The following is a 17,824-nucleotide window of genomic DNA, read 5'->3' as shown; positions in this document are numbered from 1 at the left end:
TGTTGCGCGGTTTCCCGCGCCCCTTTGGGGCGCTTGTCGCGCGTCGGCCTTCTTTGACCGCCGGGGGCTGGGCGCGTGCCTTGGGGCGGTAGGTGGGCTGTTTGTCAGCAGGTTTTCTTTGTGGTTGCGGCGGCCGGTTCGGGGGCGGAGAGGGCTGTGATGGCCTTGGTGGCCGTGGCCTGAGGGGTCAGGGACTTGAAGGCGTTGCCGATGATCAGGTCGACGGCGGGGCCCTTGCGGCCCGCTTCCGTGCGCTGGTCGGCGGCCGTCACCTGGGTGGCGAGGACCGGGAGCGAGGTCTTCAGGGCGGTGGCCGGCCCGAGCAGGACCGCCGTGCCCTTGACCTTCTGATCGAACTTCGCCGGTGCGTTGCCGACGTCGCCGATCTTGAAGCCACGCTTCTTCAGTTCGTCCGCGGTGTCCTTGGCCAGGCCCGTGCGGGTCGTGGCGTTGTAGACGTTCACCGTGATCTGGGCCGGCTTCGGGAACACCGCGGCCGACGTGCCGGCGGACGCTCCGGCCGCGGGGCTCGCGCTGGCGGCGGCCTGCTTGACGCAGTCTCCCGCGGAGCCGGCCGCCGAGGCCGTTCCGCCGCCGCCCGTGAAGACGTCGATGAGCTGCAGGGTGCCCCAGCCGACCAGGCCGAGCGCGGTGACGGAGGCGACCACGGAGAGGACGAGCCGGGCACGCCGCCGGCGCGGGCGCATGCGAGGGTATTTGTCCCCTGTGATCCGGTACTGGCCGCCCATGCCGGGGGGAGTCAGCATGCTCATGAGCGCAGCGTAGTGCGCCGCGGGTGCGTTGACTAATAGATGATCATCCGACGGCGCACGGTCCAACCCGAAAGGGCCAACCGGGGGGCAAATGCCCGATGGCCTACGGGTGTCAGCCCAGTTCGAGCACGCGCGCGTGCAGCACCTGACGCTGCTGGAGGGCGGCGCGGACCGCACGGTGCAGCCCGTCCTCCAGGTACAGGTCGCCCTGCCACTTCACGACGTGCGCGAAGAGGTCGCCGTAGAACGTCGAGTCCTCGGCGAGCAGGGTCTCCAGGTCGAGCTGCCCCTTGGTCGTCACGAGCTGATCGAGGCGGACCGGGCGCGGTGCGACGTCCGCCCACTGCCGGGTGCTCTCCCGGCCGTGGTCGGGGTACGGCCGGCCGTTTCCGATGCGCTTGAAGATCACACGGAAAGCCTACCGGTCCAGACGTTCCGGGCGCAGCCATGGCGACCGAGTGCGACGCTGGAAAAGACATCGTAAAGGTCATCAAGTGGGCCAAACGGGAACAGGGGGTCCGATGACGAGTTCCGGTGACGCCGGCGAAGCGAGCGTCAAGGGCCCCGCGGGCGCCGGCGATCCCGTGGTCGCCGGGATCGCCGCCGGGTACGCCTTCGCCGGTCAGGCGCTGGAGCTCGGCGCTGTCCTCCGGGACGGCCGGTGCTTTCCCGGCGCGCAGGTCCGCATCCCCCTCCCCATGCTCAACCGGCACGGCCTGGTCGCCGGCGCCACCGGCACCGGAAAGACCAAGACGCTCCAGCTGATCGCCGAGCAGCTCTCGGCGCACGGCGTCCCGGTGTTCCTCGCGGACGTGAAGGGCGACCTGTCCGGCATCGCCAGGCCCGGGCGGCCGGACGACAGGGTCGAGGGCCGGGCGGCCGAGGTCGGCCAGCAGTGGACGGCGACCGGCTTCCCCGCCGAGTTCCTCGCGCTCGGCGGCCTGGGCCACGGCGTCCCCGTCCGCGCCACGATCACCAGCTTCGGCCCGCTGCTGCTCGCCAAGGTGCTCCAGCTCAACCGCACCCAGGAGCAGTCCCTCGGCCTGATCTTCCACTACGCCGACACCAAGGGCCTGGAGCTGATCGACCTCAAGGACCTCAGGGCCGTGGTCGCCTTCCTCAGCTCCGCCGAGGGCAAGGCGGAGCTGACGGACATCGGAGGGCTCGCGACGGCCACGGCCGGGGTGATCCTGCGCTCGCTCACCGCCTTCGAGGCCCAGGGCATGGCGGACTTCTTCGGCGAGCCGGAGTTCGACACGGCCGACCTCCTGCGCACCGCCCCGGACGGCCGCGGCATCGTCTCGGTCCTCGAACTCCCCGCCGTCCAGGACAGACCCCTCCTCTTCTCCACCTTCCTGATGTGGCTGCTCGCCGACCTGTTCCACGACCTCCCCGAGATCGGCGACGCCGACCGGCCCAGGCTGGTCTTCTTCTTCGACGAGGCACACCTGCTGTTCGACGAGGCCTCGAAGGCGTTCCTGGACTCGATCACGCAGACCGTGCGCCTCATTCGCTCGAAAGGGGTCGGCGTCTTCTTCGTGACGCAGACCCCGAAGGACGTACCGTCCGACGTCCTCGGCCAGCTCGGCAACCGCGTCCAGCACGCGCTCAGGGCCTTCACCCCGGAGGACCAGAAGGCGTTGCGGGCCACCGTGCAGACCTTCCCGAAGTCGTCGTACGACCTCGAAGAGCTGCTCACCGGGCTCGGCACCGGCGAGGCCGTGGTGACCGTGCTCGGCGAGACGGGTGCCCCGACGCCGGTCGCGGCGACCCGGCTGCGGGCCCCCGAGTCGCTGATGGGGCAGGTCGAGGCGGCGGAGCTGGACGCGGCGGTGCGCGGGTCCGCGCTGCACGGACGTTATGCACAGGCTGTGGACCGGGAGTCGGCCTACGAGAAGCTGCAGCGGACGCCGGCCGAGCCGCAGGCGCCCGCAGCGCGCGGAGAAGCGGCGCGAAGAACCGTCGCTGGTCGAGCAGGTGGTCGGCAGCGGGATGTTCAGGTCCCTCGCCCGGTCGGTGGGCACGCAACTCGGCCGTGAGATCACCCGGTCGCTGTTCGGCACGGCCCGCCGACGGCGGTGAGCCGGGCGCCCGCACGGGACACCCGGCTCGGCCTGGGCTCGGTTCCGGCTCAGCTCCGCGGGATCAACCGCGTTGCTGCTCCTGCGGCCGTGGCCGCGGCGGTTCGGCCGTCTTCGTCGTCGGTTTCGGTGTGCTGCGCACGGCTTCCGCGCGCAGCAGGGCGCGCAGGACCGCGTATGGGTCTGAGGACATGACCGTGTTCCTTGCGTAGAGCTGACTGAGCTGACTGACCTGGGGGAGCGCGGGACAGGCCGGTCTCTCAGCAGCGCAGGACCACGGTGCGCAGCAGGGGGGTGGCGTACGGCGGACGCGGTGCCGTCGGGCAGGCCCGGCGGCGGTCCGCCGGGCCTGCGGGGGCCGGGTCGGGAAGCGGTGCGGGGCGCTGGAGTACGTCGGCGCGGTCGACGGGGCGGACGGGCGGCCGTAGCGGGATGTCGGGGACGTCGTGCTCGACGGTCTCCGCCGAGACGGCCGGGGCGGCCGCGGCGAGTGCCTCGGCCGCCGTCGGGACGCCGGTCAGCAGCAGGGCGAGCAGCAGCACGAGCACCCGCGGCCAGGCGGGGCCCGACCGCGGGCGGCGTCCGGTCGAAGGACCGCTGCTCATGGCGTTCATCTCCCCGCGAAGTGGGCGGTGTTCATCGCGCAGGGCCCGAGAACCGCTCGCACGGCGTACCTGCGAGGCGCGAGGTTGACGAAGTGGACGGGGCGCCGCCGACGGGGCCCGAGCCGCGCAAGAGGTTGGCGCCGCACACGAGGTCGGCGCCGCGCAAGAGGTTGGCGCCGCGCAAGAGGTTGGCGCCGCGCACGAGGTCGGCGCCGTCCACGAGGTCGGCGCCGTTCAAAAGCTCCGCGCCGCTCAGCAGGCCTGCGCCGCTCGCCAGGCCTGCGCCGCTCGCCAGGCCCGCGCCGCTCACGAAGCCCGCGCCCATGAGGCCCGCGCACGCGAGACCCGCGTCCACGAGGCCCGCCCCGGCGAGGCCGGGGTTCACAGGGCCTGTGGGATCTGCTTGGCGCGGCCGCGGATGCCGAACGCCGTGACGATCTCGACGACGCCCACGACGACCAGCCAGATACCGGCGACCAGGGTGAGCACCGCGACCGACCTGAACGGCGAGACGATCAGCACGACACCGGCGACGAACGTGACGATCCCGAGGAAGATCTGCCAGCCTCGCGCGGGCATCCGGGAGTCGGAGACGGCGGCCATGGTCTGGGTGATCCCGCGGATCAGCCAGCCGATGCCGATCCACAGGGCGAGCAGCAGGATCGACTCCAGGGGACCGCGGAAGCAGAAGAGGCCCAGCACGATCATCAGCGCGCCGCTGATGAAGGCCAGCACGCGCAACGAGGTCGCGCGGTGCGTGCCGAACGCGGAGACCAGCTGGAAGACGCCGGCGATCAGCAGGTAGATGCCGAAGAGCACACCGGCGGCGAGCAGCGAGGCACCGGGCCAGACGAGGACCAGGACGCCGAGGACCAGGGAGGCGATCCCGGTGAGCAGGACGATCTGCCAGGCGGCCCGGGAGAGGGCGTGCAGTGGTCCCTCGAAGGGCGGTTCGGGCTCATGCCGAGCGGTGCCGGTGGCGTGCGCCTTCCGGTCGTCGTCGGCGGGGTCGGTGCTGGGGGGCTCGGTCATGGTTCCAGCTGAGACCGGGTGGGGCGGCGGTGCCAGCAGGGAGGGGCTGATCGGATGACGCCCCGGGAGCCGCGGCCGCCCGCCCGGCGGGTGTCAGGGCGTGTCCGCCACCCGCTGCCCGGCCGCGCCCTTCGCGGCCTTCGCCGCCGCCTTCAGCTCCTGCTTGTGGGCCCGCACCTTCGCCAGCGACTCCGGCCCGGTGATGTCGGCCACCGACCGGTACGCGGCCGCCTCCCCGTACGCCCCGGCCGCCTTCCGCCAGCCCGTAGGCGTCACCCCGAGCTGCTTGCCCAGCAGCGCCAGGAAGATCTGCGCCTTCTGCTTCCCGAACCCGGGCAGTTCCTGGAGCCGCCGGAGCAGCTCCGCCCCGCTGCCGGCGTCGCGCCAGATGCCCTCGGCGTCACCGTCGTAGTGCTCGACGAGGTACTGGCACAGCTGCTGGATTCTCTTGGCCATGGAGCCGGGGTACCGGTGCACTGCCGGTTTCTCGGCGAGCAGCGCGGCGAACGCCTCCGGGTCCTGGGCGGCGATCTCGTGCGCGTCCAGGTCGTCCGTGCCCATGCGCCGGGCGATGGTCGCCGGCCCCTTGAACGCCCACTCCATCGGCACCTGCTGGTCGAGCAGCATGCCGGTGAGTGCGGCGAGCCTGCTGCGGCTGAGGAGTTCGTCGGCCTCGGGGTCCTGGGCGAGGTGCAGGGCGGGGGAGTCGGTGTCGGCGTCCATGGCTCGATGATCCCGCGCCCGGGCCGGCGCCGCGCGCTCGCGGCCGCCAGCGCTCCCCCGGCCTCTGTGACACCCGCACCCCTCGCGTACGATTCCCCCGCGATTCAACTTAGGCAAGGCTAACCTCAGACAAGGGGGTCACGGCGTGGCCATCGAGACGTACCGCGACGCCTGGGGCATCCCGCATCTGCGGGCGGCCGACGCGCTCGAACTCGCCCGCGCCCAGGGCCGGGTCACCGCCCATGACCGGGCCTGGCAGCTGGAGGTGGAACGGCACCGCGCGCAGGGCACGTCGGCGTCCTTCCTCGGTGCCACGGCCGTCGCCTGGGACGTCTTCGCCCGCCGGGCCCGCCTGGCGGACACGGCGAGACGCTGCTTCGCGGCGCTGGAGAGACGGGACCCGGAGGCGGCCCGGTGGGTACGGGCGTACGTGGCCGGCGTCAACGAGGGCCTGCCGGCCGGCGCCGCCCGCACCGAGGAGTTCGCCCGTACCGGTCTCGCCCCCGGCACCTGGGAGCCCTGGCATCCCCTCGGCGTCTGGCTGACCACCCACATCCTGTTCGCCGGCTTCCCGGCCAAGCTGTGGCGCGAGGAGGCGGTACGGCACCTGGGTGAGGCGGCGATCCCGCTCTTCGCCACGGACGGTCCGGGCACCGCGGGCAGCAACGGCTGGCTCCTCGCCGGCTCCCGCACCACCACCGGCCGCCCCCTCCTCGCCGGCGACCCGCACCGCTTCATCGAGGCACCCGGCGTCTACCAGCAGATCCGCCTCGCCTGCCCGGAGTTCGACGTCGTCGGCCTGGCGGTCCCGGGCGTCCCCGGCATCGCCCACTTCGCCCACACAGGCACGGTCGCCTGGTCCATCACCAACGCGATGGCCGACTACCAGGACGTCTACCGGGAGCGCCTACGGCGCACCCCGACCGGCACAGAGGCCCTCGCCCCCGACGGCACCTGGACCCCGACCACCCACCACACAGAAACCATCGAGATCTCCGGCAACCCCCCGATGCGCATCGAGGTACTCGAAACCCCCCGGGGCCCGATCATCACCGACTGGCCGGGGACGGGATCGGAGACGGGGACGGGACGGGAGACGCGGACGGGGACCGAATCAGAGACGCGGCCGGGGACGGGATTGGAGACGGAGGCGAGGACGGGGACCGAATCGGAGGCGAGGACGGGACCGGAGACGCGGACGGGGACGGCGATGAGACCGGGACCCGAGACGGGGACGGGATGGGAAGCGAGGACGGCGGCGGGACGGGAGACGCGGACGGGGACCGAATCGGAGACGGGGACGCGACCGGAGACGCGGACGGGGAGCGAATCAGAGACGCGGACGGGGAGCGAATCAGAGACGCGGACGGGGACCGAGCCGGGGACGGGGATGGCGGGGGACGACGGCGTTTCGCGGGGAGCTGCCGATGGCGCTCGGCCCCCGCTGGGGCCACCCGCACCCGACGACGAAAGCAGCACGGGTGGTGCGGGTGGGAAGACTTCCGCCGATGGCGAAGCCGAGGCGTTGGCGCTGCGCTACCCACCCCGCGTCACCGAAGACCTCGGCTTCAGCGCCCTCCTCCCCCTCCTCCGCGCCCGCCACGTCACCGACGTCGACCGCGCCCTCGACGCCTGGACCGAGCCCGTCAACGTGGTCCACGCCGCCGACACCGCCGGAGGCACCCTGCACCGCGTCGCCGGCCGCGTCCCCGTCCGGTCCCACACCAACCGCACCCGCCTCGCCCCCGCCTGGCTCCCCGGCCACGACTGGCAGGGCTGGCACGAGATGCCGTACGGCGACCTCACGGACGGCGTGGCCGTGATGGCCAACCAGCGCGGCCCGGCCGCCCCCCTCGGCGTCGAGTTCGCCCCGCCGCACCGCGCCGACCGCATCCGCGCCCTCCTCGACGAACGCCGCACCTGGTCCGCCGCCGGCCTGCCCGCGATCCACACCGACACCCACCTCGCCTCCGCCGCCCCCCTCCTGGACCACCTGGCCGCCCTCGACGACCTCACCCCCGAGGCCGGCGCGCTCCGCGACCGACTCCTCGCCTGGGACCGCCGGATGGACGCCGACAGCGCCGACGCCGCCGCCTACGCGGCCGTACGGTCCGCCGTCGTACGGCACCTCGCCGCCCACCCCGCGTTCGCCGCGCTCGCCGAGCCCCCGGCCCCCTCCGAGGTCCTGATCCCGTGGCTGGCCCTCACCCCGCGGATCGCCTTCGCCCTCGAACACCTCCTGAGGGCGGCGGAGTTGTTCGGCGTCGACCGCCCCGCCGCCGTCCGCGCGGCCGTGCAGGAGGTCGCGGCCGCCCCGCCCACCGGAACCTGGGGCGACACCCACCGCCTCGCTCCCTGGCAGGCGCTGGCCGGCCCGGCACCGTACGAGGGACCGGCGCTCTCCGGCGACCACGACTGCGTGCTGTGCACCTCCGCTGTCCCCGGTCTCACGGACCGCTCCGCACGCGGCCCGGCCGCCCGCTACGTCTGGGACCTGGCCCGCCGCGACGACAGCCTCTGGGTGGTCCCGTTCGGCGCGGACGGCGTCCCCGGCGCCCCCCACCACACCGACCAACTCGCTCTGTGGCTGGCGGGAGAACTGGCCCCGGTCGTCACGGACTGGGCCCGACTGAACCGCGTAGACCCCGAAGCCCCTGCAGCCCCCGTAGACCCCGCAGTCCCCGCAGTCCCCGCAGTCCCTGTAGACCCTGCAGTCCCTGCAGCCCCCGTAGACCCCGCAGTCCCCACGGAGAACACCGATGCCTGAGCGCGTCTTCGAACACCCCGTCCCCGGCTTCGGCACCGTCCGGCTCCGGCCCCTCGACCCCGAGCACGACGCGGCCGTCGTGCACACCTGGGTCGACACGGAACGCGCCGCCTTCTGGGGCATGACCGGCCTCACCCCCGCCCGGGTCGCCGAGATCTACGCCCACATGGCGGCCCTCGACACCCACCACGCCCACCTCGCCGAGAAGGACGGCACGCCGGTCGGCCTCCTGCAGACGTACGAGCCGGCCGCCGACCGGGTGGGTGAGTGCTACGACGTCCGCCCCGGCGACATCGGCGTCCACGTCCTGCTCGCACCGGCCGGGCCCGAAGGCCCCCGCCCCGGTTGGACGGAGGCGCTGCTGACCGCGTTCACGGCGTACGTGCTGCTCGCCCGGGACCGTCACCGCATCGTCGTGGACCCGGACGTCCGCAACGAGAAGGCGATCGCCCGCTTCCGGCGCCAGGGGTTCGAGCTCGGCCCGGCCGTCGTCCTCCCGGAGATCGACCTCCCCGACGTCCACCTCCCCGAGAAGCGCGCTCAACTGGCCTTCCTCACCCGGCCGGTAGCCTTCCCGGGTGACCTCCTCGATGCCGACGCCGATGCCGAGCCCTAGGCCGACCCCCGACGACCTCATCGCCCACTACGGCCTGACGCCGATCCCCCGCGAGGGCGGCCTGTTCCGGGAGACCTGGGCGGGTCCCGCCCGCCCCGACGGCCGCCCCGAGGGCACCGCGATCGTGGTGCTCCTGCCCGCCGACGACTTCTCGGCCCTGCACCGTCTCCCCACCGACGAGGTCTGGCACTTCTACCTGGGCGACCCGCTGGAGCTCCTGCTCCTCGCCCCCGACGGCACCACCCGCACCGCCGTCCTCGGCCCCGACCTCCTCGGCGGCCAGCACATCCAGCTGACCGTCCCGGCAGGCACCTGGATGGGTGCCCGGGTGGTGGCCCCGGGTGCCTGGACCCTGTTCGGCTGCACCATGGCCCCCGGATTCACCTTCGAGGGTTACGAACACGGGAACGCGGCCGACCTCACGGCGCGTTACCCCGCCGAAGCCGCCCGCATCACGGAACTCTGCCGTCCATGACCCACCTACTCGACGGACAGACCGCCCTGGTCACGGGCGCGAGCGGCGGCATCGGCCGGGCCATCGCCCGGCGCCTGGCGGAGGAGGGCGCGGCGGTTGCCGTGCACTGCCGCACGGCGGTACGAGCGGCGCGGGAGGCGGCCGCGGAGATCGCGGCCCTCGGCGGCAGGGCGACGGTCGTACAGGGCGACCTGAGCGACGAGGAGACCTGCCACCGCGTCGTCCGGGAGGCCACGGAGTGGGGCGGCGGTCGGCTGACGGCCCTGGTCAACAACGCGGCGGTACAGCCCGTACAGCCGCTGCCCGGCATGACCGCGGCCGACTGGCGCGCGGTCGTCGACACCAACCTCACCAGCGTCTTCGCCTGTACCCAGGCCGCCGCCGACATCATGCGCGAGCTGCCCGGCGGCGGCACGGTCACCCACATCGCGTCCATCGAGGCGAGCCGGCCGGCCCTGGGCCACGCCCACTACAGCACGGCGAAGGCGGCGGTGGTCATGCACGCGCGGGCGGCGGCCCTGGAGTACGGCCGCTCCGGCATCCGCGTCAACACCGTCTCCCCGGGCCTCATCGACCGGGAAGGACTCGCGGAGGACTGGCCCGAGGGGGTGCGGCGGTGGCAGGAGGCGGTGCCCACGGGCCGGCTGGGGAACGCGGAGGACGTGGCGAACGCGGTGGTCTTCCTCGCCTCGCCCCTCGCGTCCTGGATCAGCGGCCACGACCTGGTGGTCGACGGCGGGGTGTCCGCACGCCCGACGTGGTGACGCGCCCCGTGGCGGCACGCGGAAGTGCGTGACCAGCCACGACGAGCCCGCGGACAGAGTGAGCACCACGGGCTTCCCAGCCGTATGACCCAGGAACGCGTGTTTCCGAACTCCGAGCGGGTGACATGAGCGAAGGAAACGACCAGCGGCGATCGCCGACCGGCAGCCACAGGAACCTCGGGAACCACAGAGTCCTGCGCGCCCTCGCGCTCCTGGGCTCCCTCCTCGCCGCCCTCCTCCTCGCATCGGCCGCCCCCGCCTCCGCGCACGCCGCCCTGCGCGGCAGCGACCCCGCCGACGGTGCCGTCCTCAAGTCGTCCCCGGCAGCCCTCACCCTCACCTTCACGGAGGCCGTCGGCCTGCTCGACGACTCGTTCCGGGTGTACGACCCCACCAACCACCGGGTGGCCACCAGCGAGGCCGAACACGGGCCGGCCGGCTCGGACACCGCCCGGATCACCTTCCCGAAGAAGCTGGGCACCGGCACGTTCACCGTGGCCTGGCGGATCGTCTCGGCGGACAGCCATCCCGTCTCCGGCGCCCTCACCTTCTCCGTGGGCAAGCCGTCGGCGACCGCGGCGACCGTCTCCGCCGATCCCGTCGAGAACCCGGTCACCGGCAGCCTCTACAACATCGGCCGCTACGTCGCGTACCTCGCCGCGGCCCTGCTGATAGGCGCCGTCGCCTTCCTGGCCGTCTGCCGCCCGCCGGACCCCGCCCTGCTGCGCACCCCGGTCCGCACGGCGTGGTGGGCGCTCCTCGCCGCCACCCTCTTCCTCTTCGTCCTGCGCTCCCCGTACGAGGAGGGCACCTCCCCGACGACGGCCTTCGACCTCTCCGCCCTCGCCAGGTCCGCGACCGGCCGTCCGGGCCTGGCCCTGCTGGCCAGGGTGGCCCTGCTGGTGCTCACGGCAGCCCTGCACCTCCTGCTCCGCAAGCGCGTGGACCGGGACCTTCAGACCAGCCGGTCCGGCCGGTCCGGCCGGTCCGGCCCGTCCCGGCCGCTGCTCGCCACGGCCGCCGTCCTCTCCGTCGCCCTGGCCCTGACCTGGGCGGCGGCGGAACACGCGTCGGCCGGCATCCAGGTCCCGCTGGCGATGACGTCGTCGGTCCTGCACCTGCTGGCGATGGCGCTCTGGATGGGCGGCCTCGCGGCCCTCCTGATCACCCTCCAGCGCTCCACCACGCCGCTGCCCGCCGCGGTGGTCACCCGCTTCTCCCGCGTGGCCTTCGGATCGGTGACGGTCCTCGTCGTCACCGGCGTCTACCAGTCCTGGCGCGGCCTCGGTTCCTGGCAGGCCCTCACGGACACGTCGTACGGCAGGCTCCTCCTCGTCAAGCTCGCCGCGGTGACCCTGCTGCTGGCGGCCGCCTCGCAGTCCCGCCGCTGGACGGCGAAGTCGGCGCAGGCCCCGGCCGTGCCGGCCCCCGAGCGCGTCCCCCTTCCGGTCGGCGGCCCGGCGGGCCCACCGGCCGACAGGCAGGACGCTCCGCTCCCCGACGAGCCTTCGCTCGGCCCCGACGGGCCTGGGGACGCTCCCGCCGGGCGGCACCAGGCCGCCCTGCGCCGTTCGGTCCTCGCCGAAGTGGCCGTCGGCGTCGCCGTCCTGGGCATCACCACGATCCTCACCGGCACCCTGCCCGGCCGGGCCGCGGCCGAGGCGGGAACGGCGTCGGTCTCGGCCGGCATCCCCGCGGCCGCCGTCGCCCTCGTCCCCTTCGACGTCGGCACCCCGAACGGCCACGGCAAGGTGCAGATCACCCTGGACCCGGGGCGGGTCGGCGCGAACTCCGTGCAGGCGGTCGTCTTCGGCCCCGACAACGGCATCTCCGCCGTCCCCGAACTCCGCCTCTCCTTCACCCTCGACGCCCAGAAGATCGGGCCGCTCCCGGCGAACCTGACCGACCGCGGCGGCTATTGGGCCGCCGACTCCGTCAACCTCCCCATCGCGGGCGAGTGGACGATGTCGGTGACCGTACGGATCTCCGACCTGGACCAGGTGACGGTGACGAAGAAGGTGCGGATCGCCGCCTAGCCGCCCGCGCCGTGACGCTCCGTCTCGTCCCTGACCAGCAGGGTGAGCAGGGAGGCCACGGTCAGTCCGGCGCCGGCCTCGGCGGGGTGGCGGAGCACCTTGTCGGGGTCGATGCGGTACTGGTTGGTACGGCCGTTGCGGGTGTGCGAGAGGTATTCGTCCTGTTCCAGATCGGAGATGATCTTCTGGACGGCGCGTTCGGTGAGCCGGCAGCGGGCCGCGATGTCGCGGATCCGGGTGTTGTGGCCGTCGGCGATGCTGGCCAGGACCCGTGCGTGACTCGTCAGGAACGTCCAGCCGGTGTGCGGCTCGGGAACTCCGTCGACTCCCACCATGGCCCACAGCGTACGGCGGTGCGTTCGCACCGGCAAAAACCTCCGGCGGACCCCGACCGTGCGGAACGGGCCCGGAGACACGCGGCCCGGTGCGGCCGACCGGCTCAGGCGCCCACGGTGCCGTCGACGCCCTCGCGCAGGAAGTCGGCGTGCCCGTTGTGGCGGCCGTACTCCAGCAGCACGTGCAGCATCACCATCCGCAGGGACACCTCCTCCTCCCACCTCGGCTGGTATCCGGCCCGGTCCAGGGAGGCGGCCGCGCGCTCGATCCGGCGCGAGGTCGCCACCTCGGCCTCCCAGGCGGCGAACGCCTCCGCCCTGCTCGACCCGCTCGCGTCGTACGCCGCCTGGAAGTCGATCTCGTCGGACCACACCATGGGCGCGTCCCTGTCCTCGAACACCCGGCGGAACCAGGCGCGTTCCACTTCCGCCAGGTGCCGCACCAGACCGAGCAGCGACAACGTGGACGGCGGCATCGACCGGCGCCGCAGCTCCTCGTCGGTGAGCCCCTCGCACTTCATCGCGAGGGTCGCGCGGTGGTAGTCGAGGAAAGCCCGCAGCATCTCGCGTTCACTGCCGAAGCTGGGCGGTCCTGTGCGGGGGTCGCTGGTCACTGGCCGTACTCCTCGTCCGTTCACCGATCGTCCGCTCCGGCAACCCGGGCGCGCCAGCAGTATCCAGTCGACCGCACCCACTCCGGCACCCTTCCGTCCATGCCGACGCAGAACAGCGGTGCGGAGATCCGCTTGTCCGGCGAGTCGCGGAGAAAACCGTCGCGCCGAACAGCCCATACAGCGGGGCCGTATGGGCTGTTCGGCCGACGAAGGGAGGTGCCGTGCCTGGCGTCGCGGGCGCCGGAGGCATGCGACCTGTGATCATGGGACGGTCATCAAAGGTGACGGATGCGGAGAAAAGTGGCCGATGTGGAGCTCCGGGTCGCGGTGCCCGACGCGCCGCCGCCGTGGGGCGCTCGCGAGAACGCGCTGCGGGTGATGCGGTGAACTGGTTGACCTCGTTGCCGGCGGTGGTGCTGGTCGTGGGCGGGCTCCTGCTCGCCCTCCTGGTCGCGGCGGTGGCGCGGGTCGGCGTCCGGGCACTCGTACCGGCCGGGGAACGGGATCGGGTGCCGCAGATCGCCACCCCCCTGATGCCGACGCTCGGCGCCGCCTTCGCGATCTTCGCCGCACTGTCACTCGCCAGCGAGGCCGGCTACCTGCGCGCAGCCGAGGGGCTGGTGAGCGAGGAGGCGGCCGCGGCCTCCCGGCTGGCATGGGCGGCGACGAGTCCGCACGTCCGGTCGGAGCCGATCCATGCGGCACTGCTGGACTACCTGCAGACCACGCGGGCCAGGGAGTGGGAGGGTGCGGCAGCGGCGTCCGGCGACGATCCGGCCACCGCTCGTGCGATCGCGGGGCTGGAACGGAGCGTGCGGGCCGAGGCGGCCCGGCCCGAGGTGGGCGTCCCGACCGGCGGCGAGCTGGTGCTCTCCCTGGACGGTGTCACCAGCAGCCGGCGCGCCCGCGTCGCCGCCGCCTCGCGCGACGTTCCCACCCTCTACGTCGTCACCCTGGTGGTCAGCGGTGTGGCGCTGATCGTGAACTCCGGTGCCCTCGTCTTCCGCAGCAGTCTGCGCACGTCGCTGCTCATCGTGGGGGTCGCGAGTGTGGTCGGGCTGAGCCTGGCGTTGCTCTTCGCACTCACCGCGCCCTGGAACGGCCCCTTCATCGTCAGCGGGCACCCGCTCGACGCCGTCATCGGCGACCTGAAGTCCGGCTTCTTCGACGGCGGACCGTAGCGGAGGGCGCGATCTGCGCGCCGTGGGCAGGAACCAGGACAACGAGATCCGGCACTGGCGGAGGACACGAGATTCGAACGCGTGAGGGGTTGCCCCCAACACGCTTTCCGACTGTGGTGGTCGTCCCGGGGGCCTCGGACGGGTTCGTTCACCTGCGTTCATCGGCGGACGGTCGTAAGGGCGGCTACCGGCTTCGGTCCCGTCTGAACGACCGTGAACGGTGGTGAATGAGACGGAAACTGAGACGGAAGCCCACCCACCCCCAGCTTCAGGGCCTGAGCCTGTTCAGTTGGGGATCGAAGCAGACCAGCCCCATTGAGTCGGCGAGGATCGCCACGTAGGCGGAGGCCTCATCAGCCATGCTCCAACGCATCGGGAAGTAGACCAGCGGGCCGCGTGCTTCTCCCCTGTCGTCCGCCGCGGCGTCGTGGAAGACTGCTCCGGCCTGTAGGCGGACGCTTTGCACTTGGTCCGTTTCCTCATCAGGTCGATCACGAGGGTCTGCCAACGTCGACCAACCGCCCCTGCGCCTCGGCCGATCGTCCACTGAGGTCCGGCGTCCGCTGAGCCCGAACACCGACTTCCACATCTGGAAGAGACTCCTACGGGACGCTGGGGTGCGAGACGGCCGCCTCCATGACGCTCGTCACGCCGCCGCGACCGTGCTCCTGATCCTCGGGGTCCCGGACGTCGTGGTCGACGCGATCATGGGCTGGGAGCCCGGGGGAGCGGCCCGTATGCGGGCCCGGTACATGCATGTCACCGGGGCAGTGTTGAAAAGGACCGCGCAGCGGGTCGGCGAGGCCCTGTGGGATTCCGATGGACGGCATCTGCCATGATCCGGGATCGCCTGTCTCCCGTCCGGGAGGGGGCAGCGGGGGGAGGAACCATGGACAAGCGGACGGACCCTGTCGAGATCATTGCGCGCGTGGGTGGCGTGACGCCCTATTCGGATCGCGAGCGGGCCTTCGGCACCTGGGTGTATCTCGCCTCGAAGGCCGGCTGGCAGGTGGTCGAGGCTGATGGCTTCACCGCCGACAGCGATCGGGGCGTAATCGGTGCGGTGGACGTCGAGGGCGTTCGGTACGTGATTCGGCTCGGGCCACGAGTGCGGCGGCTGCTCTACGACGTCGTTGACGGGCACATGGTGAAGCGGGACGTCCTCGCGGTTGCGGCCTGGGCGGAGCCGGTCGTCACCAAAGAGAGCGCCCCTGGTTGGTACTCGGCAGAGGCCGACTGAGACGGAAAGTGTGACGGACAACGTCGAAGGGCCCCGCTGCAAACAGCGGGGCCCTTCGACATCGTGCCCGGTGAGGCACTGGCGGAGGATACGAGATTCGAACTCGTGAGGGGTTGCCCCCAACACGCTTTCCAAGCGTGCGCCCTAGGCCTCTAGGCGAATCCTCCGCTGGGAACATTACATGACCGAGAGGAGTGCTCGCGAACTCGTTCCTACCCGCTGACGTCGGGTACTCTGTGCAGAGCCCCTCACGCGGCGCTATCTGACTGAACTCCCCCAGGGCCGGAAGGCAGCAAGGGTAGGTCGGCTCTGGCGGGTGCGTGGGGGGCGCTTGCGTTTGTGGGCGGAGCTGGTTGTCAGTGGGCGCCTATAACCTCGTATGCGTGTCGTCTCTCGCGCTGTACCGCCGCTATCGCCCGGAGTCGTTCGCCGAGGTCATCGGGCAGGAGCATGTCACCGACCCGCTGCAGCAGGCGCTGCGGAACAACCGGGTCAATCACGCGTACCTGTTCAGCGGCCCGCGTGGGTGTGGCAAGACGACCAGCGCACGGATCCTCGCCCGGTGCCTGAACTGCGAGGTCGGCCCGACGCCGACGCCGTGCGGGGAGTGCCAGTCCTGCCAGGACCTGGCGAGGAACGGCCCCGGTTCCATCGACGTCATCGAGATCGACGCGGCCTCTCACGGTGGTGTGGACGACGCCCGTGAGCTGCGCGAGAAGGCCTTCTTCGGGCCCGCCTCCAGTCGCTACAAGATCTACATCATCGACGAGGCCCACATGGTCACGTCGGCCGGCTTCAACGCGCTGCTGAAGGTCGTCGAGGAGCCGCCGGAGCATCTGAAGTTCATCTTCGCCACCACCGAACCCGAGAAGGTCATCGGGACCATCCGGTCGCGGACCCATCACTATCCGTTCCGGCTGGTGCCGCCGGGCACCCTGCGGGACTACCTCGGCGAGGTGTGCGGCAAGGAGCAGATCCCCGTCGAGGACGGCGTGCTCCCGCTCGTCGTGCGCGCCGGTGCCGGGTCCGTGCGTGACTCCATGTCCGTCATGGACCAGCTGCTCGCCGGGGCGGGTGCGGACGGTGTGACGTACGCCATGGCGACCTCCCTCCTCGGGTACACGGACGGGTCGCTGCTCGACTCCGTCGTCGAGGCCTTCGCGACCGGGGACGGTGCCGCCGCCTTCGAGGTCGTCGACCGCATCATCGAGGGGGGCAACGACCCGCGCCGCTTCGTCGCCGACCTGCTGGAGCGGCTGCGTGACCTGGTGATCCTCGCCGCCGTGCCGGACGCCGCGGAGAAGGGGCTGTTCGACGCCCCCGCCGACGTCCTCGAACGGATGCAGGCCCAGGCCGGCACGTTCGGCGCCGCCGAGCTCAGCCGCGCCGCCGACCTCGTCAACCAGGGCCTGACCGAGATGCGCGGCGCCACCTCCCCGCGCCTCCAGCTGGAGCTGATCTGCGCCCGCGTGCTGCTGCCGGCCGCGTACGGCGACGAGCGGTCCCTGATGGCCCGCCTCGACCGCCTGGAGCGGGGCGTCAACTTCTCGGGCGGGGGCGTCGCGCCCACCATGGGGTACGTCCCCGGTCCCGAGGCGCACGTGCAGCCTCCGGCGCCCGTACAGCAGGGGGGAGGCCCGGCGGCGGCCCGGGCGGCCGTACGAGGGGGAGCGGCACCAACCGCGGCACCAACCGCGGCACCGACCCCGGCACCGGCACCTGCACCGACCCCGGCACCGACCCCGGCCCCTGCGCAGACTCCCGAGCCGCCGGCTCCGGCGCCCGCCGCCGCGCCCGCCCCGGCCGCTCCCGCGCCCGGTGCCTGGCCGACGGCGGCTCCCGCGGGCGGTGGCACCCGTCGCCCCGGCGGCTGGCCCACGGCCACGGCCACCGCCTCGGGCGGCGCCGCCGCTCCGGCGCCCCAGCAGGCTTCGCAGCCCTCGGCGGCCCCGGCAGCCGCCGCCCCGGCCCCGGCTGCCGCCGCCGGTGGCCCCGACCCCCGGGTGCTCTGGCCGAACATCCTGGAAGCGGTGAAGAACCGCCGCCGTTTCACCTGGATCCTGCTCAGCCAGAACGCCCAGGTCACCGGTTTCGACGGCACCACCCTGCAGATCGGCTTCGTCAACGCCGGCGCCCGCGACAACTTCGCGAGCAGCGGCAGCGAGGACGTGCTGCGGCAGGCGCTGGGCGAGCAGTTCGGCGTGCAGTGGCGGATCGAGGCGGTCGTCGACCCGACGGGCGGCGGTGGCGCGGCTCCGTCCGTCGGCTACGGGGGTGCGGCCCCCTCGGGCCCGGCCCGCCCCGCGCCCGTCCAGCAGGGCCCGACGGCCGCCGCCCCGGTCCAGAGCCCGCCGCCGCCCGCCCCGAGGGCGACGGCCCCGGCCCCCATGCCGGCCGCCGCCCCGGAACCGCCGCCGGTGTCCCCCGAGGACGACATCCCCGAGGAGGACGACCCCGACCTCGACGAGTCGGCCCTCTCCGGCCACGAACTGATCGTGAAGGAACTGGGGGCGACGGTGGTCGAGGAGATCCAGAACGAGTGACGCGTGGCGGGCGGCGGTCCGTCGCGGGCTGCGGGGCGG

At 72.9% G+C, this 17,824-nt stretch carries 18 protein-coding genes, 1 tRNA gene, 1 other RNA gene and 2 pseudogenes; 11 read left to right on the top strand and 11 right to left on the bottom strand.

The window, feature by feature from the left end; genetic code table 11:
• Nucleotides 1–104: 104 nt before the first annotated feature.
• Nucleotides 105–773, bottom strand: a complete 669-nt coding sequence (locus AB0472_RS05360) for a LytR C-terminal domain-containing protein (protein WP_366353586.1) — start codon at nucleotides 771–773, stop codon at nucleotides 105–107.
• Nucleotides 774–885: 112 nt separating this feature from the next.
• Entirely contained in the window at nucleotides 886–1,182 is a 297-nt protein-coding gene (locus tag AB0472_RS05355; protein ID WP_003955420.1) for a type II toxin-antitoxin system VapB family antitoxin, read from the bottom strand.
• Nucleotides 1,183–1,294: 112 nt separating this feature from the next.
• Between AB0472_RS05355 and AB0472_RS05350 the strand changes: the two are divergent.
• Nucleotides 1,295–2,855, top strand: a pseudogene (locus tag AB0472_RS05350) (helicase HerA-like domain-containing protein).
• Nucleotides 2,856–2,918: 63 nt separating this feature from the next.
• Here the strand turns inward: AB0472_RS05350 and AB0472_RS05345 are convergent.
• The 5 genes from AB0472_RS05345 to AB0472_RS05325 form a co-directional block, all read right to left on the bottom strand.
• Nucleotides 2,919–3,047: a hypothetical protein gene (locus AB0472_RS05345; protein WP_366353584.1), complete on the bottom strand. Its 129-nt coding sequence runs from the start codon at nucleotides 3,045–3,047 to the stop codon at nucleotides 2,919–2,921.
• A gap of 67 nt (nucleotides 3,048–3,114) precedes the next feature.
• Complete coding sequence (locus AB0472_RS05340; protein ID WP_366353583.1) at nucleotides 3,115–3,459, bottom strand: hypothetical protein; 345 nt, start codon at nucleotides 3,457–3,459, stop codon at nucleotides 3,115–3,117.
• A 31-nt stretch (nucleotides 3,460–3,490) separates the two neighbouring features.
• Nucleotides 3,491–3,844 carry a hypothetical protein gene (locus tag AB0472_RS05335; RefSeq protein WP_366353581.1) on the bottom strand — a complete coding sequence of 118 codons (354 nt, stop codon included), beginning with the start codon at nucleotides 3,842–3,844 and terminating at the stop codon, nucleotides 3,491–3,493.
• On the bottom strand, nucleotides 3,841–4,491 hold the full coding sequence (locus AB0472_RS05330) for an HdeD family acid-resistance protein (protein ID WP_366353580.1): 651 nt from the start codon (nucleotides 4,489–4,491) through the stop codon (nucleotides 3,841–3,843). Before AB0472_RS05330 ends, AB0472_RS05335 begins: the two co-directional genes overlap by 4 nt.
• A gap of 93 nt (nucleotides 4,492–4,584) precedes the next feature.
• The gene (locus AB0472_RS05325; RefSeq protein ID WP_366353578.1) at nucleotides 4,585–5,214 is read right to left on the bottom strand and encodes an HhH-GPD-type base excision DNA repair protein; all 630 of its coding nucleotides are present in this window, start codon (nucleotides 5,212–5,214) and stop codon (nucleotides 4,585–4,587) included.
• A 145-nt stretch (nucleotides 5,215–5,359) separates the two neighbouring features.
• Between AB0472_RS05325 and AB0472_RS05320 the strand changes: the two genes are divergently transcribed.
• The 5 genes from AB0472_RS05320 (at nucleotide 5,360) to AB0472_RS05300 (ending at nucleotide 11,872) form a co-directional block, all read left to right on the top strand.
• Nucleotides 5,360–7,981, top strand: a complete 2,622-nt coding sequence (locus AB0472_RS05320; RefSeq protein ID WP_366353576.1) for a penicillin acylase family protein — start codon at nucleotides 5,360–5,362, stop codon at nucleotides 7,979–7,981.
• Nucleotides 7,974–8,597: a GNAT family N-acetyltransferase gene (locus AB0472_RS05315; protein WP_366353574.1), complete on the top strand. Its 624-nt coding sequence runs from the start codon at nucleotides 7,974–7,976 to the stop codon at nucleotides 8,595–8,597. Before AB0472_RS05320 ends, AB0472_RS05315 begins: the two co-directional genes overlap by 8 nt.
• A complete protein-coding gene (locus tag AB0472_RS05310; protein WP_366353572.1) occupies nucleotides 8,584–9,072 on the top strand; it encodes a cupin domain-containing protein in 489 nt (162 codons plus the stop codon). Before AB0472_RS05315 ends, AB0472_RS05310 begins: the two co-directional genes overlap by 14 nt.
• A complete protein-coding gene (locus AB0472_RS05305; protein WP_366353570.1) occupies nucleotides 9,069–9,836 on the top strand; it encodes an SDR family oxidoreductase in 768 nt (255 codons plus the stop codon). Before AB0472_RS05310 ends, AB0472_RS05305 begins: the two co-directional genes overlap by 4 nt.
• A 125-nt stretch (nucleotides 9,837–9,961) precedes the next feature.
• Nucleotides 9,962–11,872, top strand: coding sequence for a copper resistance protein CopC (locus tag AB0472_RS05300; RefSeq protein WP_366353569.1), 1,911 nt, complete (start codon nucleotides 9,962–9,964; stop codon nucleotides 11,870–11,872).
• On the opposite strand, the gene AB0472_RS05295 is transcribed toward AB0472_RS05300, so the two are convergent.
• Both AB0472_RS05295 and AB0472_RS05290 read right to left on the bottom strand, forming a co-directional pair.
• Nucleotides 11,869–12,207: a helix-turn-helix domain-containing protein gene (locus AB0472_RS05295; RefSeq protein WP_366353567.1), complete on the bottom strand. Its 339-nt coding sequence runs from the start codon at nucleotides 12,205–12,207 to the stop codon at nucleotides 11,869–11,871. The two genes, AB0472_RS05300 and AB0472_RS05295, sit on opposite strands and share 4 nt — an antisense overlap.
• A 104-nt stretch (nucleotides 12,208–12,311) precedes the next feature.
• Complete coding sequence (locus tag AB0472_RS05290) at nucleotides 12,312–12,821, bottom strand: DinB family protein (protein WP_366353565.1); 510 nt, start codon at nucleotides 12,819–12,821, stop codon at nucleotides 12,312–12,314.
• Between the two features lie 383 nt (nucleotides 12,822–13,204).
• Here AB0472_RS05290 and AB0472_RS05285 point away from each other — a divergent pair, with 383 nt between their 5' ends.
• On the top strand, nucleotides 13,205–14,002 hold the full coding sequence (locus AB0472_RS05285) for a hypothetical protein (RefSeq protein ID WP_366353564.1): 798 nt from the start codon (nucleotides 13,205–13,207) through the stop codon (nucleotides 14,000–14,002).
• A 268-nt stretch (nucleotides 14,003–14,270) separates the two neighbouring features.
• On the opposite strand, the gene AB0472_RS05280 is transcribed toward AB0472_RS05285, so the two are convergent.
• The gene (locus AB0472_RS05280) at nucleotides 14,271–14,468 is read right to left on the bottom strand and encodes a hypothetical protein (protein ID WP_366353562.1); all 198 of its coding nucleotides are present in this window, start codon (nucleotides 14,466–14,468) and stop codon (nucleotides 14,271–14,273) included.
• Nucleotides 14,469–14,562: 94 nt separating this feature from the next.
• Between AB0472_RS05280 and AB0472_RS05275 the strand changes: the two are divergent.
• Both AB0472_RS05275 and AB0472_RS05270 read left to right on the top strand, forming a co-directional pair.
• Nucleotides 14,563–14,841: pseudogene (locus AB0472_RS05275) on the top strand (tyrosine-type recombinase/integrase); the annotation flags it as partial.
• Nucleotides 14,842–14,891: 50 nt separating this feature from the next.
• Nucleotides 14,892–15,242 carry a hypothetical protein gene (locus AB0472_RS05270; protein WP_366353560.1) on the top strand — a complete coding sequence of 117 codons (351 nt, stop codon included), beginning with the start codon at nucleotides 14,892–14,894 and terminating at the stop codon, nucleotides 15,240–15,242.
• A 79-nt stretch (nucleotides 15,243–15,321) separates the two neighbouring features.
• Here the strand turns inward: AB0472_RS05270 and AB0472_RS05265 are convergent.
• A tRNA-Ser gene (locus AB0472_RS05265) sits at nucleotides 15,322–15,409 on the bottom strand.
• Between the two features lie 72 nt (nucleotides 15,410–15,481).
• Between AB0472_RS05265 and ffs the strand changes: the two genes are divergently transcribed.
• Both ffs and AB0472_RS05255 read left to right on the top strand, forming a co-directional pair.
• Nucleotides 15,482–15,580, top strand: an RNA gene (gene ffs / locus AB0472_RS05260) — signal recognition particle sRNA small type.
• A gap of 45 nt (nucleotides 15,581–15,625) precedes the next feature.
• Complete coding sequence (locus tag AB0472_RS05255; protein ID WP_366353558.1) at nucleotides 15,626–17,785, top strand: DNA polymerase III subunit gamma and tau; 2,160 nt, start codon at nucleotides 15,626–15,628, stop codon at nucleotides 17,783–17,785.
• The last annotated feature ends 39 nt before the right edge of the window (nucleotides 17,786–17,824 follow it).

The organism is Streptomyces sp. NPDC086777, assembly GCF_040702065.1.
Taxonomy (GTDB): Bacteria; Actinomycetota; Actinomycetes; order Streptomycetales; family Streptomycetaceae; genus Streptomyces.
Note: the sequence above shows the minus strand (reverse complement) of the source record. Positions and strands in the feature narration are given on the sequence as shown.

Bases quoted from the DNA above. Each gene is read 5' to 3' on its own strand.
- AB0472_RS05360 (WP_366353586.1), bottom strand. From the start codon at position 773: ATGAGCATGCTGACTCCCCCCGGCATGGGCGGCCAGTACCGGATCACA.
- AB0472_RS05345 (WP_366353584.1), bottom strand. From the start codon at position 3,047: ATGTCCTCAGACCCATACGCGGTCCTGCGCGCCCTGCTGCGCGCGGAA.
- AB0472_RS05340 (WP_366353583.1), bottom strand. From the start codon at position 3,459: ATGAGCAGCGGTCCTTCGACCGGACGCCGCCCGCGGTCGGGCCCCGCC.
- AB0472_RS05330 (WP_366353580.1), bottom strand. From the start codon at position 4,491: ATGACCGAGCCCCCCAGCACCGACCCCGCCGACGACGACCGGAAGGCG.
- AB0472_RS05325 (WP_366353578.1), bottom strand. From the start codon at position 5,214: ATGGACGCCGACACCGACTCCCCCGCCCTGCACCTCGCCCAGGACCCC.
- AB0472_RS05315 (WP_366353574.1), top strand. From the start codon at position 7,974: ATGCCTGAGCGCGTCTTCGAACACCCCGTCCCCGGCTTCGGCACCGTC.
- AB0472_RS05310 (WP_366353572.1), top strand. From the start codon at position 8,584: ATGCCGAGCCCTAGGCCGACCCCCGACGACCTCATCGCCCACTACGGC.
- AB0472_RS05305 (WP_366353570.1), top strand. From the start codon at position 9,069: ATGACCCACCTACTCGACGGACAGACCGCCCTGGTCACGGGCGCGAGC.
- AB0472_RS05300 (WP_366353569.1), top strand. From the start codon at position 9,962: ATGAGCGAAGGAAACGACCAGCGGCGATCGCCGACCGGCAGCCACAGG.
- AB0472_RS05295 (WP_366353567.1), bottom strand. From the start codon at position 12,207: ATGGTGGGAGTCGACGGAGTTCCCGAGCCGCACACCGGCTGGACGTTC.
- AB0472_RS05270 (WP_366353560.1), top strand. From the start codon at position 14,892: ATGGACAAGCGGACGGACCCTGTCGAGATCATTGCGCGCGTGGGTGGC.